The 11,995-nt window shown below is 27.5% G+C and carries 13 protein-coding genes; 4 read left to right on the forward strand and 9 right to left on the reverse strand.

What is annotated here, in order from left to right; genetic code table 11:
• Nucleotides 1-58: 58 nt before the first annotated feature.
• The gene (locus tag ACTG48_RS21140) at nt 59-658 is read right to left on the reverse strand and encodes a hypothetical protein (protein WP_102822231.1); all 600 of its coding nucleotides are present in this window, start codon (nt 656-658) and stop codon (nt 59-61) included.
• A 98-nt stretch (nt 659-756) separates the two neighbouring features.
• On the reverse strand, nt 757-2,082 hold the full coding sequence (locus ACTG48_RS21145) for a hypothetical protein (RefSeq protein ID WP_021382332.1): 1,326 nt from the start codon (nt 2,080-2,082) through the stop codon (nt 757-759).
• Between the two features lie 382 nt (nt 2,083-2,464).
• On the opposite strand from ACTG48_RS21145, the gene ACTG48_RS21150 reads away from it, so the two are divergent.
• On the forward strand, nt 2,465-2,647 hold the full coding sequence (locus ACTG48_RS21150; RefSeq protein ID WP_021382331.1) for a hypothetical protein: 183 nt from the start codon (nt 2,465-2,467) through the stop codon (nt 2,645-2,647).
• Nucleotides 2,648-2,771: 124 nt separating this feature from the next.
• Here the strand turns inward: ACTG48_RS21150 and ACTG48_RS21155 are convergent, their stop codons facing one another.
• The 3 genes from ACTG48_RS21155 to ACTG48_RS21165 all read right to left on the reverse strand — a co-directional run bounded on the left by ACTG48_RS21155 (nt 2,772) and on the right by ACTG48_RS21165 (nt 6,301).
• On the reverse strand, nt 2,772-4,547 hold the full coding sequence (locus ACTG48_RS21155) for a DUF8193 domain-containing protein (RefSeq protein WP_172693316.1): 1,776 nt from the start codon (nt 4,545-4,547) through the stop codon (nt 2,772-2,774).
• A gap of 87 nt (nt 4,548-4,634) precedes the next feature.
• A complete protein-coding gene (locus ACTG48_RS21160; protein ID WP_172693317.1) occupies nt 4,635-5,675 on the reverse strand; it encodes a cell wall-binding repeat-containing protein in 1,041 nt (346 codons plus the stop codon).
• A gap of 23 nt (nt 5,676-5,698) precedes the next feature.
• Nucleotides 5,699-6,301, reverse strand: a complete 603-nt coding sequence (locus ACTG48_RS21165) for a hypothetical protein (RefSeq protein ID WP_172693318.1) — start codon at nt 6,299-6,301, stop codon at nt 5,699-5,701.
• Nucleotides 6,302-6,514: 213 nt separating this feature from the next.
• Between ACTG48_RS21165 and ACTG48_RS21170 the strand changes: the two genes are divergently transcribed.
• The 3 genes from ACTG48_RS21170 (at nt 6,515) to ACTG48_RS21180 (ending at nt 8,727) form a co-directional block, all read left to right on the forward strand.
• Nucleotides 6,515-6,724, forward strand: a complete 210-nt coding sequence (locus ACTG48_RS21170) for a helix-turn-helix domain-containing protein (protein ID WP_021382327.1) — start codon at nt 6,515-6,517, stop codon at nt 6,722-6,724.
• 438 nt (nt 6,725-7,162) lie between these two features.
• A complete protein-coding gene (locus tag ACTG48_RS21175; RefSeq protein WP_172693319.1) occupies nt 7,163-7,834 on the forward strand; it encodes a helix-turn-helix domain-containing protein in 672 nt (223 codons plus the stop codon).
• Nucleotides 7,828-8,727 carry an IS3 family transposase gene (locus ACTG48_RS21180; protein WP_235684371.1) on the forward strand — a complete coding sequence of 300 codons (900 nt, stop codon included), beginning with the start codon at nt 7,828-7,830 and terminating at the stop codon, nt 8,725-8,727. The genes ACTG48_RS21175 and ACTG48_RS21180 overlap by 7 nt, the downstream gene beginning before the upstream one ends.
• 447 nt (nt 8,728-9,174) lie before the next feature.
• Here ACTG48_RS21180 and ACTG48_RS21185 read toward each other — a convergent pair whose 3' ends face one another.
• Genes ACTG48_RS21185 through ACTG48_RS21200 form a run of 4 tightly spaced genes read right to left on the reverse strand, consistent with a single transcriptional unit; the run spans nt 9,175 to nt 11,987 of the window.
• On the reverse strand, nt 9,175-9,723 hold the full coding sequence (locus ACTG48_RS21185; protein WP_172693320.1) for a hypothetical protein: 549 nt from the start codon (nt 9,721-9,723) through the stop codon (nt 9,175-9,177).
• Nucleotides 9,714-10,157 (reverse strand): DUF4320 family protein, encoded by a 444-nt coding sequence (locus ACTG48_RS21190; protein WP_172693321.1) that lies wholly within the window; start codon nt 10,155-10,157, stop codon nt 9,714-9,716. The genes ACTG48_RS21185 and ACTG48_RS21190 overlap by 10 nt, the downstream gene beginning before the upstream one ends.
• A gap of 11 nt (nt 10,158-10,168) precedes the next feature.
• Nucleotides 10,169-11,032, reverse strand: a complete 864-nt coding sequence (locus ACTG48_RS21195; RefSeq protein WP_172693322.1) for a secretion protein F — start codon at nt 11,030-11,032, stop codon at nt 10,169-10,171.
• Between the two features lie 13 nt (nt 11,033-11,045).
• Complete coding sequence (locus ACTG48_RS21200) at nt 11,046-11,987, reverse strand: hypothetical protein (RefSeq protein ID WP_172693323.1); 942 nt, start codon at nt 11,985-11,987, stop codon at nt 11,046-11,048.
• Nucleotides 11,988-11,995 lie beyond the last annotated feature (8 nt).

Raw genomic sequence — 11,995 nt, forward strand, 5'->3', positions numbered from 1 at the left:
CCTCTTTTGATATAAGATATTTACATTTAACATACATATCTTTTTACTTCTTTGTATTCTACCAACCTATTATTTCTTTTATAATAGTTGTTATTTCATACATCCATTCATCACTATCAAATTCAATTTGTTCACATTTAAAGGTGTTTCTAGTCCTTGTATATAGAAATTTCTTTGAGGAATAACTATACTCATCAATATATAAAATTAAACTTAGGTATATGTCTCTTGCCTTTTCTTTTTGTTGTATTAACTTTAATAACTCTTGTTTACTTCTTCTAGTAATTACAAACATTAAAATGGAATATTCTTCTGCTAAAATTTTTAATTTTTTATAATCAATACTATCTTGAAATTCTGTAGCATCTATACATATAATTTCATCTTCTTTATCATTAATTATTGCTTTCAATAAATTCTCTAATGAATAAAAAGATAATGTATCATCATTAATCTTAAGTTGAAACTCATTATATTCGCCATCAAACTTATAATTAATAGCTATATTGTCTCCTGATACTTCCATATTATCTTTAGTTAAAAATAAAACTTGCTTATCAGTTGGAAGATTCTTTATTATAGATAAAATAAGCTTCTTGTTTCCACAACAAATATTACCTTCAACTGAAATCATCATTCCTGTATTTTTGGTTTCCATATTACCCTCCATAAAATATAAATCTTAATTCGTACAATTTAATTTTTTACTTTAGTACTATATAAATAAAATTAAGCAAAAAAATAAGTAGAATAAACCTACTTATTTTTTTGCTTAATTTTACTATGTACTTCTATATTATGTTTTTTTAATACCTCTATATATTGTGTTCTAAATTCTTTATTAGTATCTAGTAAATTATCTAGACCACGATAAACTTCTCCATGTGGAACTTCTCTATACAATTTTTCTAATAATATTATTTCATTGTCCTTTATACCTAATTTTACTATAATACCTTTTAAAGCATACCAATATTTATCTAAATCATTCAGGGGAGTTGTATTATGTATAGGATCAAATATTACCATTCTCATTACATTAAAATATTGATAATTATACATAAGCTCAACCATATTATAAGGCACAGAACCAGGATATCCTTTTCTTGACCATATTAAACTTAAAAAATTATTAATTTCGTTTTGAGGTATTATATTTTCTTCAAGCAACTTCTTAACACATATCCAGACACTACTTTTATCTCCTTCTTCTAAAAATCCGTCCATATCTACCCACATAAAAAATCTAAACATGTCCGTTATCCATTCTGTCCAAATCTTTCTAGCAAGAGCTTTATCTGATAAATAAGTTGATATTTGTTCAGGGTGATAGCTTATAAATTCAATAAATAAATCTTTGTCTTTTTTTACAAAATTCATCATAGCATCTCTCAGGATTTTACTTTCTGAATGAATGATGCAATGCCAAAAACCATGCTTAGGGTTTTCACGACTAAACACCCTACTTTTATCATTTTCTTTAAACATGTTATATATGTCTTCTAATAGTATCTGAAGTTCTTCCACTTTAACCGAAGATAGTATATTATCAACTATATAATTTAAATCCTTATCTAGTTCAGTATACCTTATATCATAATGATTTCTTATTTTATCTAATAGTCCTGCTTTTCCTCCATTAATAACAAACTTATTATAATTTGATTCTATAAATAGCCAAAATGACTCTATATGAGGATTGCTTATAATTTCTCCCTTTGCATGAGCACAATCATTTCTTATACTTCTCCAGTAATCATATTTTTTTCTAATATCATCATCTATTAAAAATATGTTATCAGGTTTTGTTCTATTAACTATATTAAATACTTCTGTATCCCAACTATTATCATCTTGAACTTTTTCTATTATTTGCTTCCAATAACTATCTTTTATATTATCTGGCTTATTATGAGATGTAACAATTCTATTTCTTAACTCATGTTGAAAACCTAGATAGGTCATTATAAATGAAGCTCTATATGCTCCAATCTTATAACATATAACTCCTTCATTAAATAACTTCAAAGTCTCCCCTTTAACATTATTTGCTTCACACCATCTTTCAAACTGAAGTTTCAATTAATTCATCCCTCTCTTACTAAAATATAATATCTGCTTAATATTATATTATCATAATTTGGATTGGATAAAATAACTCTTATACTCCATAAGGATTTCTTTTATATAGTCCCATACAACAACTTCTCCATCTACAACCTCAAATACTTTTCCATGAGATTTTTGTGCATCTGTTTTTATTTGATTGAAATTTCCTCCGGCTTACTATATAACCAGTTTTACATTTGTAATATCCAGTTTTACATATCCACTTGTAAAAATTATTAATCCAAAGTATCATAATATTGTGAATTCATATTATATAGGAACATATAAGCATATTTAAATAATTAAATTTAATGGCTGGTATTATTATTACTTTTATTTATTGGGGGGATATACTGTGTTTGGAAATAAAGCAGATGAATGTATTCATATAATGACTGCATATATAGCAAGTATAAAAGAATACTATCTATTTATTGATACTCAGATGGAAAGTTTCATAAAAAAATATGGTGAACAAGTGGTAGAGTTTTGCTTGCACAGAGTAATGCTTTTGTTATGTAACTGTGGACTAGCATAAAACATAAATATTTTAAAAAGGTAGCTTTAATTATATAAATAATATATAAACAAAAGTAGAGAACTCTAATACATAAAGTTCTCTTTTTTGTTTTTTAAATATATTTAATTCTATTTTTTAAAAATTAATCTTTAAGTGGTCCTATATGCCAATCTTGAAATAGATTTCCTTTTATTGTCATGGCATTATTAACATTTGTTCTTAACTCACCAACAGGTGTCCACACATCCATCACTTGCCCATAAACATTGTATGCTCCATCTTTATACCAAATAGGTGTAAAATGAGCTTTTTGATTATATGTAGAGTACTTATTATTTTTTAGTTCAAATTTAGAACTTAAACCATTTTGAATCCTTTGTAAAACTCTGTTATATGTTTCATATTTAAATTCAGGATATAAAGTATTTACGTTCTGAGCACCAGTAAAACTTGTTTCAGGAGCATCATAATTCATTTTTGAATCTACATTTATATTAAACCCATATCCTGATTTCATTTCTTTTCTATCAGATTTAGATGTAGGTACTTTTGAATCAGCTTTAACTTGCATATTAGCTGTTAAAGAAACATTGTAACTTAGCCATTTCCATTCATACCATCCTTCATCTACCCATTCTCCGCCTCCATCACCATCTGAATAATATACCCAATGTGGAACCCAATAACAATCCCATTCCCCATAGGTAGTATTAGTTTTTACATATGGATTAGGTAAATTTGGAGTTTTAAAATTATCATTCCTGTCTTTTGCTTTAGGATCTGGCGGAACTTTTTCTTTTAAATCAACTACATTTGCAATTATGGTTGCTTTATCTGTAGTAGCATTTGAACTTACTTTAATAGTTATTTTCTCAGGAGTTTTTGGAGTATGCCATTTAACCCAAGCATATTGCTCTCCCCCATTTTTGGGAAGATATATGTTATTCATAGAATAATCTTTCCCCTTAATATTAAAAATCACTTTAACTGGATTTTTAGGTGTTCGATTAGATCCTTTTATCTTTATTGAAGTTATAACATCTGTATCTGTCCTATACTCATAATCACTTTGACCACCTTCATCTGGTTTAGATGGTTCTTCTGGATTAGGTGGTTTTACTGGAGGAATTACAACTTCATCATCTTCTTTTGGTTCATTATTAAAGTATACTATACCTAAACCTAGCATTTTAATTATTGTATCATCATCCTTTGCCTTTGCTTTATCTGTATCTGAAATGCCTTTCCAAGCTTTGAAACCTAAATCATCGTTTTCTAAAAACATAGAAAGAGGTAAGTTTTTATGTGATATACTTGCTAGTTTATTTCTTAGTTTATTACCACCAAGTTTTTTATTATACAATGCAGCCTCAGTTGCTGTCATAGCCATCTTATTTCCACCAAATGTAAAATAGGCTATAGGTTCTAGAAGCAATTTATATTCTCCACCTATCATGTCCTCATATTTTATATTTGTTTTACTTGCTATAAGTTTTTGAGTCCAATCATTACAAAAATATCTTTTTATCTTATTTATATCACTCTTTCCATATTTATTACTTGATATAATGACAGGAAGCTTATTAGTAGGCTTTATATATTCATATCCTGTTGAAGAAAGATTTAATTGACGTCCATTTCGATATTCAATTTTATTAGTTTTTCCAAAATGAAATTTCACTTTAGGATCTCTATTAGTCAAATCAATAGACTTACTAACTCTTTTTTGAGTTTTTGCATCAACTATTGTAATCCTTACACCTTCATCACCTGAAGACCATTTATTTTGTGATGTTCCACCTCCCCCAGTTCCACCACCTCCTCCATCCATATTTCCATCACCATCAGCGATAGAGTTTGTTATAGAAGTAATCACTACAAGTATACAAATTATAATTGAAATAAATTTTTTTTTCATATTTAGACCTCCTTAAATTACCCCAAATAAAAAAAGTCATGAGATTATAAGTCTCATAACTTTTTATAAACATTTTAAATATTATATTTACATATCTGCAACTATCTTATCAGGGTCTCCATCAGAATTACCATCTTCTCCATGACTTTCTGTAGGATTCTGTGGGCCAAAACCAGGTACATCTACTACTTCTTTATCTGAATCAGGCTCATTTGATTTACCATTTACTGCGTTTATAGCTTCTTTTATAACTTTCTCATCCAAATTCCCAATTAATGTTATTTTACTAGCATTTTTTAGTATGGATTTATCACTACCACTATTAATTAAAACTATTGGAGTATTCTTTGATATTGTTGAACCAACAAGTGAATATACTAAATCAACTCCACTAGCTATATAGAATTCTTTAGAGGTATTATAAAAATACTTTATAACTTCTGAATTAGTATCATATCTATCAATTCCACCTATTCTTGTAGCTTTAGTAGATTTTATTAATGAATTACTTATACTTGAAAGACCTCCTATAGCAAAACACTTAATTCCATTTGGATCAAAAGGAACACTTTCTCCATTGGTAAGTATTATAGGAGATTTCTCTCTGACAGCTACTTGAGAAACACTCATTGCATCTGGTTCACCTTTATAAGCATTTGTTAACATGATTTTTTCCACTTTGATTTTATTATTTATCTCTTTTGCCACATTATAACTTGTTTTTATTCTATCTTCTCCACTTATTCTATGTATCTCTATATTTTTTTCTTTAAGAACTTTCTCTACTTCTTCACTTATTGAACTTTTTCCACCAATTATATAAACTTTTTTAACTTTATTTAATCTTTCTACTGTTGAACTTGGAATGCTATTTTTTTTAGTTAATAATATTGGAGCATTTTCCACACCTGCCAACCCACTTGCAGATAAACCATCTGCTAGTGTATCATCTGAATTTATAATAATTGCTGTTGTATAACTTTGCTTGTCTGCAATAAGAGCTGCTGTTTCATATTTATCTTTCCCTTGAATTTTACCTATAGATGACAAAGCAAATACATTAGATGAACCAACTACAAATATCATTACTGACATTCCCAATGCCAATAATCTTTTACTAATTTTCATATAATTATCCCCCTTAATATGAATTACATATCTCCCACAATTTTATCCCAGTCTCCATCAGATTCTCCACTTTCTCCATGACTTTCTGTTGGTTTGTTAGGTCCAAATCCTGGTACATCAATCAACCCATCATCTTTGTCTAATGGTTTTTCTTGATTATTTGAATTATCTTCAGGCTTATTAGGCTTGTTTATTTTATTGTCTTCAGAATCCTTAGTAACTTCTGGATTAACTAACTTGTTATTATTTGAAATTTTTGGTTTTGGTTCACTTTTTTTCTGAACTTCTCCTTTGGTAGGTCTATTGTTTTTAATTGTATTATTGTTAGTTATATTATCTATATTCTGAACTTTATTCTTTTTCTCAGAATCCTTTCTATCTTTTTCTTCTTGTATAGTATTTACATTATCCCTTAAATCAATAGTTGGAACGTTTACACTTCTATTTTCTAAGTTATCATTATTAGAATTTTCATTATTTTCTATCTTATTAGAACTTAATTGTGAGACCTTAGATACCTTCTTGCCTAGTGTACTTATACTAAAAATTCCAGCACATCCAATTACGATACAAGCTACAACTAAAATAGATAGTTTATTTTTTTTTATTATCTTTAAAAATTTCATATTATTTCACTCCTTTTGATTTAGTTCATAGGAGTGATTACTTATTATATCTAGATGATAATCCATTTTTTACCATAAGTCAATAATTCCTAATATAAAAATTCACTCCTAACGTTAATAATTCACTCCTAGCGTTAATAATTCACTCCTATTGATATTTTTCTTTAGAATAAGTATAATTAATTTATTATTAATTATTGGGGGGGATTTTAAATGATCAGAATAAAAATATCAGAATTGCTTGGTAAATGTAAAATGTCTAGAATAGAACTAAGTGAAAAAACTGGTATTAGACCTAGCACAATTACTGCTCTCTACAATGAAACGATTAAAAGAATTGATATTGATATGTTAGATAAACTTTGTGATGTATTTGATTGCAATATAGAAGACATAATTGAACATGTAAAAGATGTCGATTAATGTTATAATAATAATTAAGAAACTATATTCAAATATACATATTATAATGGTTTTGGCATCTTTCTTAAATAGAAAGGTGCATTTTTTCGTATGTCTTTTATTAGATAATAGCTTCAATGACACTATTGAAAGTTATATAAAATTTAATAAAAAAAATATATTTGACTAGAAATATAATTACTATATACTTTTTCATTTTTAGAATTAAATAAAAAAGATATGATATAAAATCGTATCAAATTTAACTTTTTGTGATATAATAAAAGCAAGAAGAATTACAATCTATTTTGCTGTAGAGTGGAGTTCTTTAAAAATGATTATTTTTTGAGTTTAAACATAAATTTAAACTCAACTCTTAGGTCACTCTTTCGTGAACTATACCCCTCTTAGGAGACAGTTGAAATATGTAAAACTGTCTAAAACTAGGAGGGTTTTGTTATGTCCAAAACTAAAGTATCATCAGAACAAAAAATTAAAGCGATTGAATCATATTTAAAAGGTGAAAAGTCAGTAATAAAAATAATGGAAGAATTAAATATTGGGAAGCGTACTTTCAGAGAGTGGATGCGAAGTTATGAAACTTTCGGAAATGATGGCTTAATTAAACAAAATCATAAATCATACTATTCTAAAGAGCTTAAGTTAAGTGCTATAGAAGATTATCTAAATGACGAAGGTTCTTATGACACAATAGCAAAAAAATATAAAATGAGGTCTGTTAATCCACTAAAAGCTTGGGTTAAGGAGTATAATCTTCATAAGGAGATAAAAGAAACCCCGAAGGGAGGACTCTTTATGGAGACTAGAAAAACAACATTAGATGAAAGGGTTGAAATTGTTAAAGATTGTATTGAGCATGATTTTAATTACAATTTAATAGCAAAAAAATACTTTGTTTCATACAGCCAAGTTAGAAGATGGACTCTTAAATATAAAGAAAATGGTATAGTTGGTTTAGAAGACCGAAGAGGTAAAGCAAAAAAAGAAGATGAGTTAACTCAATTAGATGAAATAAAGTTGGAATTGAAAATTGTAAAAGCAGAAAAACACAAATTACAACTGGAGAATGCATTCTTAAAAAAGTTAAAAAACATAGAAAGAGGGTGGTAATTACACTATCCAAGAATGAAAATAAATATAAAGCTATTCAATCCTTATTCAATGAAAAAAAAGCTTCGCTTATGCAATTATGTGAAATCGCTAAAGTAAATCGTTCTGGATACTATAAATGGCTCAATCGAGATAAAAGTAATTTAGAACTTGAAAACATTGAATTAGCAACTTTGATAACTAAGATATATGAAGAAAAGAATGGAGTTTTTGGCTCTTTAAGGATGACCTTGCAGTTAAACAGAGAGTATAAACTTAATGTCAATCACAAGAGAGTGTACAGGCTAATGAGAGCCGTAGGCTTAAGGTCTATTTGTAGAAAAAAGAAATTTAGTTATGTTAAATGTACACCAGAAGTAATTGCTGAAAATGTATTAAATAGAAAATTTAGTGCAGATAAAACTTCTCAAAAATGGTTAACAGATGTAACTGAATTTAAATTAACTAATGGGACAAAGGCTTATTTAAGTGCAATTCTGGATTTAGGTGATAGAAGCATAGTTTCATATGTTATTGGAAAATCAAATAACAATAACTTAGTATTCGAAACTTTTAATAAAGCAATAGAAGTATATCCAAATGCAAAACCTATCTTTCATAGTGATAGAGGCTATCAGTATACTAGCAGGGTGTTTAAATCAAAACTTTTAACACAAGGCATGATACAAAGTATGTCGAGAGTTGGTCATTGTATTGACAATGCTCCTATGGAAGGATTTTGGGGAATTTTAAAAGTGGAAATGTACTATTTAAGGAAATTTGATACATACGAACAATTAGTCAAAGCAATAGATGATTATATATATTACTATAATAATTTTAGATATCAAAGGAGATTAAATTCTATGTCTCCACTTGAATTTAGGAAATATTTAAGTACAGAGATAGCATAATTTATTTTAAGTGGCTCTAAAAAAATTTAAATATCTAGGGTTTTATTTGACGCGCTCTTTTTTAGATAGTAAACTTTAAAATATAGATATTAATTATATGAATATAATAAAAAAAGTACTAATGATTGACACTAGTACTTTATAACTACTTTTACATGTTTTAACTGTATAAAACAGTGGGTATAGTTCATCGCACAGAGTGGCCTTTTACTTTTGTAAATATTTTGCCAAGTAAGCAAAATATTAAACTGGCAATAACACCAGCGAAAATATTAAGTAAAAATTCGTTCATACCTACACCTCCTTTCTTTCGGAGGTTATTTCTTTTGTTTGTATGAACTCCACTCTAATAAATTATATATTTTTCTTCTTGCTAAAAATATTATACCACTCTTTACCATAAATATCTAATTACTAAATTATTTTATATTTTTAAATAGTTTAACCTTAAAATAAAGGAGTATACCCTGACACAGAATCTAAATTTATTTTTGTAGTCTCTGCTCTTGTAAATCCAAATGAAGGAGGTATTTTTAAAATAACTGAACCTCTTACTTCATACTTTTTAACTTTACTGCTATCATTTGGAGCCAGTTGTCTATTGGTTACTTCTACTTTTAAGTCTGAAAGCGTATACTCAACATTTGAATCATTATATTTTATGTAATATCCTTCTTCTTCAGTTAATTTTAATGCTTCTTTCAGTTTATTCTCAACCTCTCCTCTATCAACATTCTCTTTCCATTCATCAGTTTTATTTAATTGATATGCAGCACCATATCCTTCTCTTAGACATGGATATGTTTCATCATAATTTTCTGTAGCTACAGCAATAAGAGACTTTTCAAAAGCATCTCTAACACCTTTAGTTATTAGTGCTAATCTTAAATATTCAGCACAAATGCAAAAGAATATCATAATAACCACAACAATTATACATATTACTATAGAGGTCGCATTACCATCTTCTTTTTTTAAGATGTTCTTTATTTCCAATATGCCTCACTCCTTCCAGTCGCATTTGAAACCAAAGGTACTGGGAAAGAAGCGAAATCAAAGAAACTTAAATCCATTGTTTTTTTTACAGTCACCTTTATTTCTTCATTGAGCTGGACTTTGTTTGTTCCATTTATATACTTTGTTGACCATTCAATTCTGTCTGGCTCAACTATACTCTTATTTAATTTTTCTATTTCATTATCAACATCTTTTCCAACCTCGCCACTTATTTCTGCAATTCTAACAATCTCATTTGCATAGTGGTTTAATTGACTCTTTGCAATGATAACTGGTAACACATTAATTACAAGTCCAACTAAAAGTGCTACAATAAATATTATTATTATAATCCAAATAGATTCGTCTATAGCTCCTTTTTCATTTCTTATAGGCTGATATAAATCTTTTTTGCTTTTTAATATTTTTTTCATCCCAATCCTCCTTAAAAGAAATTGTTTAAGGATTTATAAACTTCAATGCCTAAAGCAACAAACATATTCATTATTAGACAACCAAGCATAAGCATTGTGTACTTTCCAATTTTACCTGGTCTTTTACTCGCAATAGCTTCCACTCTTTGTAATTTTAAATCATTTAACTTAGTAGCCAATTTTTGAAAATACATAATCTCATCATTACCATTTAATACACCCACTAGCCCTACTATTATTTCTGATAAATTTGAACTATTAACTCTACTTTCAAATCTAATTAAAGCTTCTTTCTGAGAGCTAGATTTCATATCAGCTAACGTAAATTTAAGTTCTTCAGCTAATGTTTCATTTGCTGTTTTTATATACTCAGAAATTATATATAAAAGATCTCTAGTTCCACTTAATTCTATTGCTAATGTTGATGCAAATTCTGCAAGTTCATAATCAATTCTTTTTATTTTATCTGCAACAATTCTATCTGCTCTTTTCAGCTCTTGAAAAATAGAATAAATAGAAAGAGCCATCCAAATAATACATCCTTTTGGATAAATTATATAAGTTGGAATTGTAAGAGAAAGAACAACACAAGAACTTACAAAAGCATTTGCAATATAAGTTTCTGGAGTTAAGTTTATATTAGCTGATTTCAAGGTCAATAATAGTTTTTTTCTTTTATACTCATTAATCTTTACAAATTTTGATACTCTCATTGCTACTTTCGTAGTTAAATCATCTAATGTTTTCTTTTTTTTATTTGAATTTATAACTGATGATACAGTTTTTGAATATCTTGCTCCTGGCATATTTAGTATTCCAGCTAAAATCATATAAATACTAAATACAAATAAAGAGAAACAAATTAATAGTATCAATTAATCACCCCCCTTATTCATTTATTGATTTATAATCAATTGGTTTTATCAGTTTACTAATTTGTATAATGGAGAAAAACGTTAATGAAACAGTAATACAAATAGAAATTTGTCCTGGTAATGTGTACATTAAATTTTTAAACCAATTTATATTTAAAAATTTCAACATAAAAATTGAGCCATATAATATAAATGTCATAGTTAAAAAACTTTTTGCTGGCCCCATTAATTTACTATTTACTTTTTCATTTAGTATCTTTACATTTGAAAACTTACTTACAGTTGCTCTAAGTGGAGACTTTAGTGTTCTATTAGTTTGACATTGTATAACTCTATTTACCCATTCTACAAATATGTCATTATCAATACTATCTCTTAATTCTTCTAATGTTTCTTTTATATCAGGAGATAGTTTAATTTTATATAAACATTTTCTAAATATATTTTCTAAAAGAGGATTAAAACAGTCAATATTCTCCTCTATAGCTAGTATTATATCCTCATTTCTTAAATAAGAATTTGTAATCATAGATAAACCACTTTCTAACTCATCATTTAATTGCCTCTCATATGAATTAGCAGTTATCTTTATATATAAAAATGGCAACATCCCAAATCCAAATGCTAATATTGGTATTAAAAATAGATTGCCTATGCTAAGTGCTAGAAATATCCCTACTATCATTAATACAATAGCAATGATACATATATTTGAGAATTTTCCCTTACTTTGAGTCCGTTCTAAGATATTACTAGTATCTTTTATTAAGCGTTTTATTCCCTTCTCTTTCTTTTTGCCTGTTAGAATTTCTACTTTATCACTAATAGAAGGTGCTTTTTGCTTTCTTTCAAATATGGATACTATTTCTCTTAAAAATTCAATAGGAGATATATTCAATAATGTAAATATCCCTCCTGTAATCACTAAAAACAAAAATATATTTGAGAATCCCATTAAAAAAC

It is taken from the genome of Clostridioides sp. LIBA-6822 (assembly GCF_056688955.1).

What these genes read in the sequence shown, in the direction of transcription:
- ACTG48_RS21200 (WP_172693323.1), bottom strand. Translation starts at nt 11,987, where the DNA reads ATGGGATTCTCAAATATATTTTTGTTTTTAGTGATTACAGGAGGGATA.
- ACTG48_RS21175 (WP_172693319.1), top strand. Translation starts at nt 7,163, where the DNA reads ATGTCCAAAACTAAAGTATCATCAGAACAAAAAATTAAAGCGATTGAA.
- ACTG48_RS21170 (WP_021382327.1), top strand. Translation starts at nt 6,515, where the DNA reads ATGATCAGAATAAAAATATCAGAATTGCTTGGTAAATGTAAAATGTCT.
- ACTG48_RS21165 (WP_172693318.1), bottom strand. Translation starts at nt 6,301, where the DNA reads ATGAAATTTTTAAAGATAATAAAAAAAAATAAACTATCTATTTTAGTT.
- ACTG48_RS21160 (WP_172693317.1), bottom strand. Translation starts at nt 5,675, where the DNA reads ATGAAAATTAGTAAAAGATTATTGGCATTGGGAATGTCAGTAATGATA.
- ACTG48_RS21140 (WP_102822231.1), bottom strand. Translation starts at nt 658, where the DNA reads ATGGAAACCAAAAATACAGGAATGATGATTTCAGTTGAAGGTAATATT.
- ACTG48_RS21190 (WP_172693321.1), bottom strand. Translation starts at nt 10,157, where the DNA reads ATGAAAAAAATATTAAAAAGCAAAAAAGATTTATATCAGCCTATAAGA.
- ACTG48_RS21155 (WP_172693316.1), bottom strand. Translation starts at nt 4,547, where the DNA reads ATGAAAAAAAAATTTATTTCAATTATAATTTGTATACTTGTAGTGATT.